The following is a 15,369-nucleotide window of genomic DNA, read 5'->3' on the forward strand; positions in this document are numbered from 1 at the left end:
AATATGATAAACAATCATCCATAAAAAAGACCACGTAAAGTGGCCTGTATAATGAACGTCTTTTATCAAATATTAGTTAGGTAAGAGCGCATTCATTTCATCTTTCGTTGCGTGACGCACATCGATGCCCTTCACTAAATAAACCACCAGTTCACACACATTTTGGCAACGGTCACCAATTCGTTCTATTGCATGCGCAGAATTTAATACACTGAGTACAAAGGGAATAGAACGCGGATCTTCCATCATATAAGTCATTAATTCACGCACAAGGCTTTTATATTGACGATTTACTTTTTTATCTTGCTGATGGACCACGATTGCAGATTCAATATCTAATCGCGTAAAGGCATCCAATGAATCATGAATCATTTTAAGCACAATTTGTCCCATATTCTCTAAACCAATTAAAGAAGGAATCGGTTCACGCTCTTTATTTTCAACCATCATACGGGCAATTCCAGCAACAGAATCACCAATACGCTCTAATTCATTGACGCATTTCATAATAGCAAGAATTAAACGCAGATCCGTTGCGGTAGGCTGACGTTTCGCAATGATCCGAGAGCACTCTTTATCAACATTAGACTCAAATAAATTAACTTCTTCGTCTTTTGCAATAATTGATTTAGCCAGTTCAATATCGCCTTCAGCCATCGCATGCAATGCATTAGTAAATTGTAATTCAACCAGGCCACCCATTTGCATAACCTGATTACGTACATTTTCTAGTTCATTATTAAACTGACCAGAAATATGGCGATTAGTATTAATATTTTCCATTATTTTTTCCTTAGTAACTGATATTACCAATCGTAATAATTAGTTGATCTATTTTGCTGGTTAAAATAGTTTATTTCTTTGTTGAAAGTTTCGTTAAGGGAACAACCATTAAAGAATTAATGTCTTTATATTAATTCTCACGTTAGAGGATTCACTTGTTAATCTCTCGGTAGTGGCAACTTTCACTTCAAACTAAACCATTTTTCCAGCGCAAAATTTAGATCACATATTTAATACAATTGGTATAACACATAAAAATTTAGATTTAATTTTTAAATGTTAACCATAACGGCCAGTAATGTAATCTTCAGTTTGTTTTTGCGTAGGCGTGGTAAATAACGTATTGGTATCGGAATACTCAATCAGTTTCCCCATATACATAAAGGCAGTTTGATCCGACACACGTGCAGCCTGTTGCATATTATGGGTAACGATAACCACGGTGAATTTTTGTTTTAGCTCGGTAATCAATTCTTCAACAGTTAAGGTTGAAATAGGATCAAGTGCCGAGGTTGGCTCATCTAACAATAATACCTCTGGGCCGATCGCAATAGCCCGAGCAATAACTAAACGTTGCTGCTGACCACCCGACAAACCAAACGCGTTTTCATTTAAACGGTCCTTAACTTCGTCCCACAGTGCAGCACCACGTAATGAAGTTTCTACTGCTTCATCTAATGTTCGACGATCTTTCACGCCCTGTAAACGCAATCCATAAACAACATTTTCGTAAATTGATTTAGGGAACGGATTTGGGCGTTGAAATACCATACCAATACGACGACGAAGCGCAGCAACATCAACGGACTTATCGTAAATATTATTGCCTTGTAACTCGATATTGCCATCAACACGACAAATATCAACTAAATCATTCATACGGTTGATACAACGTAAAAGTGTCGATTTACCACAACCTGATGGACCGATAAATGCAGTGACTTTTCCCTTTGGGATTTTCATCGAGACATCGAATAATGCTTGTTTTGTACCGTAAAAGAGATCTAAATTTTTAATTTCTAAAGCCGTATCTTCTGGCGATAAATCAGCGAGCAGATCTGTTTTCGAATTTGAATTTGGTAATGTAATCATTTATATATCCTACTTTATGACTTTAGAGATTAGTGCTCTAATGCTCTGTATTTTTCTCTTAAGTTGTTACGAATTGCGATAGCCGCTAAATTCAAACCAACAATAACGGTAACGAGCAAGAACGACGTTGCATAAACTAAAGGTCGTGCTGCTTCAACATTTGGGCTCTGGAAACCCACATCATAGATATGGAAACCAAGGTGCATAAACTTACGCTCTAGATGAAAGAATGGGAAGTTACCATCAAGCGGCAGTGTAGGCGCTAATTTAACGACCCCCACTAGCATTAAGGGAGCAACCTCACCTGCTGCACGTGCAACCGCAAGAATTAAACCGGTCATAATCGCAGGACTCGCCATCGGGACAACGATACGCCAAAGTGTTTCTGATTTAGTCGCACCTAAAGCCAACGAACCTTCACGTAATGCACTGGGAATACGGCTTAATCCTTCTTCCGTTGAAACAATTACAACGGGTAAGGTCAGTATTGCTAAGGTTAGCGCAGACCACATAACACCTGGCGTACCAAATGTCGGAGAAGGTAACGCTTCAGGATAGAAAATATCATCTAAACTGCCACCAATAATATAAACAAAGAAACCTAAACCAAATACGCCATAAACAATCGACGGTACACCGGCAAGATTAATAACGGATATACGAATAAATTTTGTAATATTATTTTTACCTGCGTATTCATGAAGATAAATAGCAGCGATAACACCAAAAGGCGTCACAATAACAGCCATTAGCATCACCATAAAAATGGTGCCGAAAATAGCAGGAAATACACCACCTTCCGTATTTGCTTCGCGTGGGTCATCTACAATAAATTTAGCAACTTGATGGAACCAATGCCCTACTTTTTCAAAGAATCCCATATTATTAGGTTGGTAAAAATCTAAAATATCAGCCATTGATAAGGTCACATCTTGGCCACGCATATCTTTAACGGTCACACTGTCACGATCTGCTTCTTTACGATAATCAAACAATTGTTTTTCAAGAACTAGGTATTGTTGATGTAAATCAGCAGCTTGTTTATCAAAGTCTGCAATTCTTTCAGCGGTTAATTCACCATCAAGTTCAGCTTTACGTTTATGTAAACGAATGCGATCTAACTCATAGTTAATTGCACCGATATCACCAGTTAATAAATCTTCTTCTTTATCATTCAACTCAATGGTACGCGCTAAACGTTGTTTAAGTTGTTGTATTAAAGAAGTTGAATCATCAGAAACAATTACTCCATTTTCTTTGATTTCAGTTAGGTAACCATAAAAGTTACCATTTTTAGTACGCTCAAACACAACAACGCCATCGGCTAAACGCTCATCTTTAATCGTAGTACCTAACACCCACATGAAATCTAAATCAACAAATTCACGGTTACCCACTTTAATCAGGTAGCGTTCCAGTTCGTCAGGTTCATTTTCAAGACCTGTGACACCAGCTTCAACTAATTGTTGTTTTAAAACAGTTTCACTGTCATAAATCTCACCGATTAAGTTAGCATGTTGTCCCTGTTCGTTAACAATATCAAACTCATAAATCTCACTTGGCCAAAAGAAACTTAAGCCACGCCAACCGATTAATAAAATCAGACCAACAACCGCAATCAGACTTAAACTAACCGCGCCTCCCGTCATCCAAATCCAAGGCGTACCTGATTTAAACCATTTACCCATCATATAAACCACTTTTAATTAATTAAAATAAACTAAAGCCACTAGCTGCAAGCATCGCGCGAGGAAATTCGCAGCTCGCAGCTCGCAATTGCTGCTTTACAAACTTGAATACTTTTCTCTTAAACGCTGACGTACAAACTCTGCAACCGTGTTAAAGAAGAAAGTAAAGATAAATAGCACAAAGGCTGCAAGGAAGAGTACACGGTAATGTGAACTACCGACTTCTGCTTCAGGCATTTCGACGGCAATATTGGCCGAGAGTGAACGCATTCCCTCGAAAATATTCCAATCCATAATCGGTGTATTCCCCGTTGCCATTAACACAATCATGGTTTCACCCACCGCGCGTCCAAGTCCCATCATAACTGCAGAAAAAATACCAGGGCTCGCCGTTAAAATAACAACTTTAGCAAGGGTCTGCCAAGGTGTTGCTCCTAATGCGAGAGAGCCCATGGTTAAACTTTTTGGTACGCTAAATACCGCGTCTTCTGCAATGGTATAAATAGTTGGAATAACCGCAAATCCCATCGCGATCCCCACAATAAGTGAGTTACGTTGGTCGAAATCAATACCGAGTTCATTGGTTAAATAAACACGTGTATTACCGTCGAATAACCAAATTTCTAAGTAATTACTTAGACTCATTGACGCATAGCCAGCAATTAACACAACGGGAATCAAAAACAGTACTTGATACCCTTCCGGAGTGGAATCTTTAATATTTTTAGGCAGTGAACTCCATATTAAGGCAGCTGCAAGCACACTTAAGGGTAAACTGATTAACAATAGAATAAGACCAGGTAAATGACTTTCTACTAGCGGAGCAAGCCATAATCCCGCAAGGAAACCTAAAATAACAGTCGGTAATGCTTCCATTATTTCAACGGTAGGCTTTACGTAAGATCGAATAGCTGGGGACATAAAGTAAGCTGAATAAATTGCACCAGCAACGGCGATTGGCACAGCAAATAACATTGCATAGAATGCCGCTTTAATAGTACCGAACGAAATCGGCATTAAGCTTAGCTTCGCTTCGAAATCATCACTTGCTGACGTTGACTGCCATAAAAACTCTGGTTTAGGATAACCTTCGTACCACACCTTTTGCCATAAAGCAGACCAGGTAATTTCGGGATGTTCATTATCAATACTAAACAAGCTAATTTTATTATCATCTGCTACCAAAGCTGAATTAGCACGTGGTGAAATAGCCGTAACAATATGATCATTATTAGATATATTTTGATTGATTAAACGGGTATGTGCAGTCGAATGATAAATTGATAAATCACCTTTATCATCGGTTACTAAGAAACCTTTACGTGAGAATTCCGGAACGATATTAGTCACTTTACTGCCTGCTTCAAAATCGCGAATAAAAGTAAAATTACGCTTACCGTCTTTTAGCACTTCAAACCATTGACTAATAACACCATTAGAATTACCAACCATCACAGAGCTCGCCCCCGTCAATAAGCTAATTGTTGTTACATCGGCATTTTTAGCATTGATAGCAACACTTTCTTTTAGAACAACATCATCAATATCAGACACATCATAAACAAATAAATCATTATGCGATAAAACAAACAAGTTTCTCAAATTAGGTGTCAATAACATTTGATCCACATGTTCAGGGAAAGACGGTAAGTCGACCACTTCATTTTCCCATTCAGTTTCATCGGTCATCATATTTACATTTGCAGTCAGCAACATGTACAAACCACGATTGTCTTCAGTCACCGCAGCAATACCAGCAGCTTCTTCATTGTATTCCAGCCCTACAGATATAATTTTTTGGCCTTGAGGATCAATGGTCAGTAACGTATCGCCAAGTGGATAATCAATCTTAGGTGAAATCACGCGGACATCATCTGGATAGGAAGTAGAGAAATTAGGTTTAAAAACAACTGCTTCACCTTTACTATCCGCCAGTATAATTGCACCAGTAGTAGAAGATGATCTTGCGAAAGCGGTTTTATCTTCAAGCATCACTTTATCAAGTAAGATTTCACCTAAATCTTGTTCACGTAAAGAATAAAAAGTAAGGTCGCCATCATCGGTTAATTGATAAGTTACATCATTTTGTTCATCTAACCCTAATGCCAGAACTTGACTGGAATTTTGATGAGTAAACTCTTCCTTTAACTCAATTGATACCGGTGCAAAAATTGGCATCACTACATATAAAAGATAGCCAAATATAAGCAACAAAGTAACGAGTACTAAGGACCCACCACTCGTAATACCATATTTGACTAATTTATCTTTAATAACACGCTTTTTATTTGCTGCAAGCGTATTCGCGATTTCACGATCCATTTACCATCTCCAACATAATTAATGAAGAGAGTATAAATTCGTTATATGACAGAAATATTACAGTTAACCGTAATACTGTAATAAAGCAGGAAATATTCAGGATGGAAATATAAAAAAACTAAAAATGTAGCGGGACACACCAATCACATGGAATATGTCAGTTAAATAATTACAGGATAAGTGATTTAGTGCATAACGAAAGTTGATTTAATTGGTTGTACCCTTGATGTCACAAATACTCTGTCAGTCGCAATTTAGGATGAAAAAGTTTGAGATAGGTTAAAGATACATAGCGCATGCTGACATGCGCCCTTTGTAAACAGCACTAAGAAATACAACGATTATAATAAATCGTGTAAAACTTTACCTAAACGTTGAATACCTTCTTTAATAACATCAGGATCAACACTTGAAAAATTCAGTCTTAGCGTATTTAAATCACGTTTGTTAATATAAAAAGGGTCGCCTGGTACAAATGCGACTTTTTGTTCAATTGCCTTATCGAATACCGTCATCGCAGACAGTTTTTCAGGTAAGGTCACCCACAAAAACATCCCACCTTCTGGATTTAAATAAGTCACTTCCTTTGGAAAATATTGCTTAATCGCATCTTCCATAACTTGTTTTTGCTTACCATAAACCGATACAATTTTTTTAATGTGTTTTTGTAAATCATTATCGATTAAAAAACGATGCAATATACGCTGACAGAAATAATTAGAATGTAAATCTCCAGCCTGCTTTGCAATTACTAATTTATCCATTAATGGCTTAGGTGCAACAATCCACCCCAAACGAAAACCTGGGACAACGGTTTTCGAAAAAGATCCCAATAAAATAGTTTGCTCAGGCAATAGCGTTTTAAATGAAATTTTATTTTCGCCTGCAAAACGTAAATCACCATAAGGATTATCTTCAATCAAAAATGTTTTTGTTTTAGATAAACACTTCGCCACTGCTCGGCGATTTTCATTACTGTATGAAATACCTGCAGGATTTTGAAAATTAGGCACTGTGTACATTAACTTCGATGAGCTCGACGTAACAATTTCTTCTAATTGATTTATATCAACGCCATCCTGATGAACCGTAACCGGATTAAACTGTGCGGCATAAACTTCAAAAGATTGAATTGCTCCAAGATAACCAGGTTCTTCGATAATAACTTGGTCACCCTCATTAATTAACACTTTACCGAGTAAGTCTAAGCCTTGTTGGGAACCGTTGGTAATTAGAATATCATCAACATGAATGTCCAAACCTTTGTTTTTGTAATCCGCAACAATAAGCTCTCGAAGTGGCAAGTAACCTTCTGTACTGCTGTATTGGAGAATATCTTTACCTGAATCATTAAAAAGATCGTTGGTTGCTTTTTGTAATGCTTCAACAGGAAAAAGATCTCTATTAGGTAATCCACCAGCAAATGAAATTATCGAAGGATCAACTGCGACCTTTAAAATTTCACGAATAAATGAAGGGGAAACACTTGAAATACGATTTGAAAAAAGCTCGTTCATGCCACTGTCCGTATAATAGTCGAGAATAATTTGGTCGATATTATAGCAACGAGCAGTGTCTAATTAATACTAAAATTACAGCATGTACAATATTTAAAAAATGTTTGGATAAAAATAGGTCGTTGAAAATCGAGGCGAGTAACTATTACAAATAAAAAGGTAAAAAAAAGGAGACAAATTGTCTCCTTCGAAAAATCTAATTACTAATCAGGTAAATTGATTAAGCAAGTGCTTTTTTAGCTACTTCAACTAAATGAGCAAATGTTGCTTTATCAAATACTGCGATATCAGCAAGGATCTTACGATCGATTTCAACAGAAGCCTTTTTAAGACCATTGATGAAACGGCTGTAAGATAAACCGTTAATACGAGCTGCAGCGTTAATACGCGCAATCCATAGTTGACGGAATACACGTTTACGTTGACGACGGTCACGGTAAGCGTATTGACCTGCTTTAGTTACTGCTTGAACCGCTACGCGATAAACACGTGAACGAGCTCCGTAATAACCTTTAGCTTGTTTTAAGACTTTCTTATGACGTGCACGCGCTTGTACACCACGTTTTACTCTTGGCATTTTATTTAATCCTTACTTAAGCGAATGGTAACATTCTGTTAATACTAGGTACGTCTACTTTTGCTACCATGCTTTGTGCACGTAGGTGGCGTTTACGTTTAGTAGATTTTTTAGTAAGGATGTGACGTAAGTGTGATTGCTTACGCTTAAAACCACCAGAAGCAGTCTTTTTAAAGCGCTTTGCAGCACCTTTGTTAGATTTCATTTTAGGCATTGCGAACTCCGCATTGTTCTAAGTTAAATTAAACCAGTAAGGCGAGTATACGAACTGCAACTAGAAAACTAATTGCAGTAAACTACTTCTTTATGCCTTAACTAGCACGTTTAGGGCCTAACACCATCACCATTTGACGGCCTTCCATTTTAGGGAAAGACTCGACAACGGATATCTCTGCTAAATCCGCTTTAATACGGTTTAGTAGATCTAGTCCTAATGATTGGTGTGCCATTTCACGACCACGATAACGCAGTGTTACTTTAGCTTTGTTACCCTCTGTAAGAAAACGAGTCAGGTTGCGTAGTTTTACCTGATAATCGCCTTCGTCAGTTCCAGGACGGAATTTTATTTCCTTCAGCTGAACCTGAACTTGCTTTTTCCGTTGTTCTTTAACGGATTTGCTCTTTTCATACAAGAATTTGCCATAATTCATGATGCGACAAACCGGCGGCTCGGCATTCGGGCTGATCTCAACTAAATCAAGATTTGCATCGAAAGCCATATTTTTAGCTTCTTCTAATGAAACAACACCAAGTGGTTTGCCTTCCGAGTCTGATAGACGAACGTCATTACCAGTTATCTCTTCATTCAAACGATGTTTATTGCCCTGTTGTGGGGCTTTTCTTGCACCTTTTATAACAAATTCCTCCAAAAAAATTAACGACGAGCGATGATTTCTTCTTGAACATGTGCAACAAAGTCATCAATGTTGAACTTGCCTAAATCATCACCTTTACGTGTTCTTACTGCGACTTCATTTGCTTCGACTTCTTTGTCTCCAACAACGAGTAGGTATGGAACACGTTTCAATGTATGTTCGCGGATTTTAAAGCCTATCTTCTCATTTCTCAAGTCCGAAATTGCTCTAATACCTGCTTTTTTCAATTTATTTACGATTTCTACTGCAAAATCAGCTTGTTTGTCCGTAATGTTCATCACAACAACCTGTTGAGGTGACAACCACGTTGGAAAAATACCGGCATACTCTTCAGTTAAAATACCGATGAAACGTTCAAGTGAACCTAAAATTGCACGGTGAATCATAACTGGCGTGTGTCGTTCATTATCTTCGCCAACAAAAGTAGCGTCTAAACGACCCGGCATTGAATAATCGAGTTGTATAGTACCACACTGCCAAGCACGGCCCAAACAATCATATAAAGTAAATTCAATTTTAGGACCATAAAAAGCACCCTCACCCGGTAAATATTCAAATTTAATGTCATTTGCGGTTAACGCATCGGCTAATGCTTTCTCAGATTTATCCCAAGTTGCATCATCACCAACACGTTGCTCTGGACGAGTTGACAATTTGACCGCTACATCTTCAAAACCAAATGTTTTGTAACATTCAAAAAGAATACGGATACACGTTGATACTTCTTCAAGGATCTGATCTTCAGAACAGAAAATATGCGCATCATCTTGAGTAAAGCTACGCACACGCATTAAACCGTGTAAAGAGCCTGAAGGTTCATTACGATGACAAGCACCAAACTCAGCCATACGTAATGGAAGTTCACGGTATGATTTTAATCCTTGATTGAAAATTTGAATATGGCCAGGACAGTTCATTGGCTTAATCGCATAATCATGGCTTTCAGAATGCGTACAAAACATATTATCCTTGTACTTATCCCAATGCCCTGATTTTTCCCAAAGCTTACGATCTAAAATCTGCGGCGCTTTCACTTCTGCATAGTCATACTTTTTAAGTAGTCCACGCATATAATTTTCTAATTCTCTGTAAATAATCCAACCGTTATCATGCCAAAACACCATACCCGGTGCTTCTTCCTGCATATGATAAAGATCAAGTTGTTTACCAATCTTACGGTGGTCACGTTTTGCCGCTTCTTCAAGACGTTTTAAATAGGCATTAAGTTGTTTTTTATCCGCCCATGCTGTGCCATATATACGCTGTAACATCTTATTGTCTGAATTACCGCGCCAATATGCACCCGCTACTTTCATTAATTTAAAGTATTGGCTAAATTTCATCATTGGTACGTGTGGGCCACGACACATATCAACATATTCTTCATGATGATATAAACCAGGACGGTCATTTGCATCGATGCCTTCAAGAATTTCTAATTTGTATTCTTCACCGCGCGCTTTAAATACTGCTTTCGCTTCTTCAACCGATACTTTTTCTTTAACCACTTTATAATTAGTTTTCACTAATTCTTTCATGCGTTTTTCGATTTTAGCCAGTTCTTCATCGTTGATCGCCACATCGACGTCAATGTCATAATAAAAACCGTTGTCAATCGTTGGCCCAATAGCCATTTTCGCTTGAGGATAAAGTTGTTTAACCGCGTGACCTAATAAATGCGCACATGAATGACGTAAAATTTCTAAACCTTCATCATCTTTTGCCGTAATAATAGAAACATTAGCGTCTTTATCAATCGGGTCGCAGGCGTCGACTAATTTTCCATCCACGCGCCCAGCAATACATGCTTTGGCAAGACCGGGACCGATATCAGCAGCGATTTCCATAATAGAAGTAGTATTTTCGAATTGACGAGTGTTACCGTCGGGAAGAGTTATAATTGGCATGCTGTTTTCCTCACAGTGATGCTTCCAACCAAAAAGCATATGTATTTTAGTAATTTAAAAACGAGGCAGCATTTTAGATCAATAATAAGCACATGAAAAGCAGGAATTTACAAGCAGCGGTTAGTATTTAGCTGTTTGATTAAAAAAAGTTTCGAGTCGCGCGCTTCTAGCTTAGAAAACACTGAACTTCGCAGCTCGACACTCGTAGCTAGTAGCGACTTTATTTACTCTGTTTCTTCAACCACATCAACGGGAATGAAATCATTACCTTTAAATAGACTTTGAACAACCTCTTTATTACTCGCCAAATATAAACCGAGTTCTTCTAATTGGTTATCATCGAGGGTGACTGAACTCGCCCCTAGAAAAGCCGCTAGCTGATCGGCACAATCTAACATTTTATCGTATGCGTCTGCTTCTTTTTTACTTGTAAAGGTCATCTTCTCAATACCTTTTCTTTCTACAATATATTTTATAATTACTGCCACGGCGGCCTCTTTAACCTATTCTGATAGTAAATACCAATTTCACTAAGTCGTGAATTTAATTAATGAATTTGCTACAATTGAACAACTCATGTCTTTATATACAGTACAATAAATACGGTAAAAATGCAACTTTTCCAAAAAATTGCTGTATTGTATTTATTAACACTTAAAGATATGAATTATTCCAATGAAAAAAATTATTTGTCTACATTGTGATATGGTGTCCTTAGTACCTGAAATACCAAAAGGTTATGTCGCTAAATGCACGCGATGCAATCACACAATTGAAAAGCATAATAACGCTAATCCCGCGATTATTTTAGCTTTATCAATCACGGCATTAGCCCTTTTAATCCCAGCTTTTTATTTCCCCCTAATATCGATTCATTTACTGGGAATAACTGAACAAACAAATTTATTGCAAGGGGCTTTTTTAATGATAAACCAAGCCCCGATGGTCGCCTTCATTGTTTTATTTTGTGCCGTTATCGCGCCATCATTAATGTTAGGCTGCATCGCATTGAGTAGTGCGTGTTTAACATTCAATTACTACCCTTCGTACTTACCTAAAATATTAAAAATAACAGCAATATTAATGAACTGGTCAATGCTTGAAGTCTATATGGTCAGTTTAATGGTATCGATGTTTAAACTAAATAATGATGCCGTTTTATTTTTTGATATTGGACTCTATTTTTTCATCGCATTATTAGTCATTAATCTACTAATCATTAGTCGATACAGTAATCATGGTTATTGGGAGCGATATATTAATGGTTGATCAACTTAAAGTCGGTACCGGTGCATTACAACAAGGACTGCAAGTATGTAAAACCTGCGGTAATTATAGTCGTCAAAGCGAGCACCCAAGTTTGTGTCCGTATTGTGGAAATCCGATTACTCCACGCACGATTCACAGTCTTCAAAAAACCTTGGCATTATTAATAACAGCCATGATTTTTATTGTCCCAGCTAATATTTATCCAATTACATATTTACTACGAAATAATGACGTCTTACCCGATACGATTTACAGTGGTATTTTAACATTAATTGATAATGGATTACCGATGGTTGCTTTGATTGTCTTTATTGCCTCTATCTTAGTGCCCATCTTAAAAATAATAGGGTTAATATTAATAACACTATCAATACAATTGCATTGGAATTTGTCTGCCAAATTACGCCTAAGGGCTTTTTACCTTATTGAATTAATTGGTAAATGGTCTATTTTAGATCTCTTTGTAATATCCATCATGGTCGCCGTATTTAATAAAGGCCAACTTCTTTCTGTATATCCAGGTATTGCAGCAACATCATTTACCATCGTTGTGTTATGTACTCTTTTTGCTGCAAATAGTTTCGACACACGTCTAATTTGGGATGCCTCTAACGATGAATAATCAAACAACTCCACTACAGGCTAATATTGAGAAGCGCCATGTCATATCATCAATCTGGCTATTACCCTTAATCGCCCTATTATTGGGTGGCTGGGTTTTATTCCAACATTTAACACATGCGAATACTGAAATAAAAATTCATTTCGATAATGCCGACAGTATTATTACCGATAAAACAAAAATCAGATATAAAGGCGTTATCGTCGGCACTGTTAAAAAAATTGAATTAAATGCAACGGAAGGCGTAAATATTATTGCCGATATTGAAGCCCATGCTGCATTTATGTTACGAGAAAACACGCAATTTTGGTTAGTCTCGCCTAAAGCCACGTTAACATCTATTACAGGATTAGATACCGTATTCTCGGGCAGCTATATAAATTTACAACCAGGAGATGGTGCAGAAACAGACACCTTTGATGCATTGTTAGATCAACCTATTAATATTCCAGACAATGCATTACTCATTAACCTACAAAGTGAATCCGCTGGTTCCATTAATGTCGGCACACCTATCTTCTTTAAAAAAATAAAAGTTGGCGAAGTTGCACAGGTTAAACTTTCCGATACAAGCCAGTATGTCGATATAAAAGCCTTTATCGAAAAGAAATTCGGTCACCTAATCAAACAACATAGTAAATTTTGGAATATTAGTGGACTACAAGCAAATATTTCTCGCGCTGGTCTCAACTTACAGGTGGACAGTCTTAGCTCATTAATTGCAGGTGGTATCACCTTTAGCTCTCCCGTAGACAGTCCTGAAAAGAAAACAGGACAAATATTCAAATTATTCAAAGATATTGAAAAAACAGAAACGGGCTTTGCCATTGAATTAACCCTTAATAACATTGGTAATTTACCTAAAAATGCGGGTATTTTATTTAAAGGACACGGCATCGGTCATTTAGCTGATATCAAATATGATTCCAACAAAAAATCCTTTATTGCTAAAGCGATTATTAACCCACAATTTAGTGGCATGATCACTGAAAATGCACAATTTTGGATAGAAAGAACTAAAATCTCTTTTTCTAAAATTAGCAATTTAAGTAATATTATCAGTGGAAATTACATTGCCTTTTTACCTGCTGAAAACGTGATAAATGAACAACAAGCTTCTCATTTTATCGTGCAAGACTCACTGCCACCAACATCACCGCCAACCATTATCAAATTACAAACAGATAATGCCACCGGGATAACAAACGGTGCGCCGATTAGTTATCAAGGTTTAAAAATCGGTGAAGTGCAACAATTAGATTTTTCGGATAACGGCCAATATATTGATGTATTAGTCAATATTGATCATCAATACCAATACTTAATTAATCAAAATAGTCACTTTTATTTATTAAGCGGTATTAATATCGATGCGACGGTAAGTCGTATAAACATTCAAACCGCTCCCATCGATAGACTCGTATCAGGTGGAATCGGACTATATAACGCAACGCCCGTCACTAAAACGGATCAACCGAGCTCGGCTTTAAATAAAACATTCCGTATATATCCTTCCAAACAAATGGCCAAAATAGGAAAAAATAGCTTTAGTAAACCATTAACAATTACCCTTCTAAGTAAAGAATTGCCTTCAATCTACGAAGGGTCACCGGTTTATTATCATAAATTTACCATCGGAGAAATTTCAGCATTTAGTATCGATAATTCAGGGTTAATTAAAACTGAAATAGAAATTAAAAGTGAATACAAACATTTGATCAAAGACGATAGTGTATTCTGGAATATTAGCGGTCTTAAAGTTGATGCGGGGTTGTCAGGTATTAAACTACAAGCTGAATCCCTTCTCACCATCGCAACCGGCGGCATTGCTGTGGATACGGGTACAGTAGGAGTTGAAAATAAGTATTCTAATGGAGCCTATAAACTGTTTGATAATTACCAGCAAGCGACCCAAAAAACACAAAATATTAATATCGTTTTTGATCAAGCATATGATTTACAGGTTGGTAGTAAATTACGAATGAAAGGGATTGTTATCGGTGAAGTCTCATCATTGTCTTTGAATAACAACAAAGACGTTGTCGCAACCGCCTCGATACAACCTGAATACACACAAGAAATTGCCCATAGCAACAGTCAATTTTGGATTGTCAAAAGCGAACTTTCTTTATCAGGTGCGAAAAACTTATCAACCTTGATCAGCGGTGTATATCTTAATGTATTACCGGGTGACGGCCCCTACTCCACTCAATTCAAAGGCGAATCGCAACCACCAACCGTAAATATTGCTCAGCAAGGATTAAGTATCATCTTAACCGCTGATAATGCCGGTTCTACCGATATAGGTAGCCCGGTGTATCATCGTCAAATCCAAATCGGCGAAGTGGTTAAAAAGCGATTATCGCGGGATGCTTCGGGTGTCGAAATTTTATTAAATATTTACCCACAATACGCTCACTTAATTAGACAAAACTCCATCTTCTGGCCCGCGTCAGGCTTTAACCTTGATATCGGTATTACAGGTGCGACACTAAAAACATCATCATTATCATCATTGGTAAAAGGTGGAGTCAGTATGAGCACAGATGATTCAATACCATTGCAACCAGCAAGTTCAAATGGCGATAGCTTTAAATTACAAAAAGAACTGAAAAAGAAATGGTTAGAATGGAAGTTAGCTATCCCAAGAAAGTAAACTAAAAACCTGTACGCGCAGCCCCCCCTGCATATATTGCTAATAAGCATTTTGGGGAATA

At 37.3% G+C, this 15,369-nt stretch carries 13 protein-coding genes; 3 read left to right on the forward strand and 10 right to left on the reverse strand.

All coding sequences use genetic code 11. The annotated features are described in order from the left end of the window. Window positions 1-72: 72 nt before the first annotated feature. From phoU to ACR30L_RS10570, 10 genes are all read right to left on the reverse strand, one after another. Window positions 73-783, reverse strand: coding sequence for a phosphate signaling complex protein PhoU (gene phoU / locus ACR30L_RS10525; protein WP_435234212.1), 711 nt, complete (start codon window positions 781-783; stop codon window positions 73-75). A 279-nt stretch (window positions 784-1,062) separates the two neighbouring features. Continuing rightward, entirely contained in the window at window positions 1,063-1,875 is an 813-nt protein-coding gene (pstB, locus tag ACR30L_RS10530) for a phosphate ABC transporter ATP-binding protein PstB (protein WP_435234213.1), read from the reverse strand. A 29-nt stretch (window positions 1,876-1,904) separates the two neighbouring features. Beyond that, window positions 1,905-3,566 carry a phosphate ABC transporter permease PstA gene (gene pstA, locus ACR30L_RS10535; RefSeq protein ID WP_435234214.1) on the reverse strand — a complete coding sequence of 554 codons (1,662 nt, stop codon included), beginning with the start codon at window positions 3,564-3,566 and terminating at the stop codon, window positions 1,905-1,907. A gap of 93 nt (window positions 3,567-3,659) precedes the next feature. Continuing rightward, window positions 3,660-5,885, reverse strand: coding sequence for an ABC transporter permease subunit (locus tag ACR30L_RS10540; protein WP_435234215.1), 2,226 nt, complete (start codon window positions 5,883-5,885; stop codon window positions 3,660-3,662). Between the two features lie 341 nt (window positions 5,886-6,226). Then, on the reverse strand, window positions 6,227-7,402 hold the full coding sequence (locus ACR30L_RS10545; RefSeq protein ID WP_435234216.1) for a PLP-dependent aminotransferase family protein: 1,176 nt from the start codon (window positions 7,400-7,402) through the stop codon (window positions 6,227-6,229). Between the two features lie 220 nt (window positions 7,403-7,622). After that, window positions 7,623-7,979, reverse strand: a complete 357-nt coding sequence (gene rplT / locus ACR30L_RS10550) for a 50S ribosomal protein L20 (RefSeq protein WP_435234217.1) — start codon at window positions 7,977-7,979, stop codon at window positions 7,623-7,625. A 16-nt stretch (window positions 7,980-7,995) separates the two neighbouring features. Beyond that, the gene (rpmI, locus tag ACR30L_RS10555) at window positions 7,996-8,193 is read right to left on the reverse strand and encodes a 50S ribosomal protein L35 (RefSeq protein WP_025564055.1); all 198 of its coding nucleotides are present in this window, start codon (window positions 8,191-8,193) and stop codon (window positions 7,996-7,998) included. Window positions 8,194-8,290: 97 nt separating this feature from the next. Next, window positions 8,291-8,848, reverse strand: coding sequence for a translation initiation factor IF-3 (gene infC, locus ACR30L_RS10560; protein ID WP_435234218.1), 558 nt, complete (start codon window positions 8,846-8,848; stop codon window positions 8,291-8,293). 5 nt (window positions 8,849-8,853) lie between these two features. Continuing rightward, entirely contained in the window at window positions 8,854-10,761 is a 1,908-nt protein-coding gene (gene thrS / locus ACR30L_RS10565; protein ID WP_435234219.1) for a threonine--tRNA ligase, read from the reverse strand. Window positions 10,762-10,985: 224 nt separating this feature from the next. Further along, a complete protein-coding gene (locus tag ACR30L_RS10570; RefSeq protein WP_435234220.1) occupies window positions 10,986-11,249 on the reverse strand; it encodes a YebG family protein in 264 nt (87 codons plus the stop codon). Window positions 11,250-11,436: 187 nt separating this feature from the next. Here ACR30L_RS10570 and ACR30L_RS10575 point away from each other — a divergent pair, with 187 nt between their 5' ends. The 3 genes from ACR30L_RS10575 to ACR30L_RS10585 are packed head-to-tail and all read left to right on the forward strand — an operon-like array spanning window position 11,437 to window position 15,308. Beyond that, window positions 11,437-12,030 (forward strand): paraquat-inducible protein A, encoded by a 594-nt coding sequence (locus ACR30L_RS10575; protein WP_435234221.1) that lies wholly within the window; start codon window positions 11,437-11,439, stop codon window positions 12,028-12,030. Beyond that, the gene (locus ACR30L_RS10580; RefSeq protein ID WP_435234222.1) at window positions 12,023-12,652 is read left to right on the forward strand and encodes a paraquat-inducible protein A; all 630 of its coding nucleotides are present in this window, start codon (window positions 12,023-12,025) and stop codon (window positions 12,650-12,652) included. The genes ACR30L_RS10575 and ACR30L_RS10580 overlap by 8 nt, the downstream gene beginning before the upstream one ends. Next, window positions 12,645-15,308, forward strand: a complete 2,664-nt coding sequence (locus ACR30L_RS10585; RefSeq protein ID WP_435234223.1) for an MlaD family protein — start codon at window positions 12,645-12,647, stop codon at window positions 15,306-15,308. Before ACR30L_RS10580 ends, ACR30L_RS10585 begins: the two co-directional genes overlap by 8 nt. Window positions 15,309-15,369: the final 61 nt, after the last annotated feature.

The organism is Psychromonas saccharinae (assembly GCF_051201515.1).
Taxonomy (GTDB): Bacteria; Pseudomonadota; Gammaproteobacteria; order Enterobacterales; family Psychromonadaceae; genus Psychromonas.

Coding starts and splice junctions, on each gene's coding strand:
- phoU (WP_435234212.1), bottom strand. CDS start 783: ATGGAAAATATTAATACTAATCGCCATATTTCTGGTCAGTTTAATAAT.
- pstB (WP_435234213.1), bottom strand. CDS start 1,875: ATGATTACATTACCAAATTCAAATTCGAAAACAGATCTGCTCGCTGAT.
- pstA (WP_435234214.1), bottom strand. CDS start 3,566: ATGATGGGTAAATGGTTTAAATCAGGTACGCCTTGGATTTGGATGACG.
- ACR30L_RS10540 (WP_435234215.1), bottom strand. CDS start 5,885: ATGGATCGTGAAATCGCGAATACGCTTGCAGCAAATAAAAAGCGTGTT.
- ACR30L_RS10545 (WP_435234216.1), bottom strand. CDS start 7,402: ATGAACGAGCTTTTTTCAAATCGTATTTCAAGTGTTTCCCCTTCATTT.
- rplT (WP_435234217.1), bottom strand. CDS start 7,979: ATGCCAAGAGTAAAACGTGGTGTACAAGCGCGTGCACGTCATAAGAAA.
- rpmI (WP_025564055.1), bottom strand. CDS start 8,193: ATGCCTAAAATGAAATCTAACAAAGGTGCTGCAAAGCGCTTTAAAAAG.
- thrS (WP_435234219.1), bottom strand. CDS start 10,761: ATGCCAATTATAACTCTTCCCGACGGTAACACTCGTCAATTCGAAAAT.
- ACR30L_RS10575 (WP_435234221.1), top strand. CDS start 11,437: ATGAAAAAAATTATTTGTCTACATTGTGATATGGTGTCCTTAGTACCT.
- ACR30L_RS10580 (WP_435234222.1), top strand. CDS start 12,023: ATGGTTGATCAACTTAAAGTCGGTACCGGTGCATTACAACAAGGACTG.
- ACR30L_RS10585 (WP_435234223.1), top strand. CDS start 12,645: ATGAATAATCAAACAACTCCACTACAGGCTAATATTGAGAAGCGCCAT.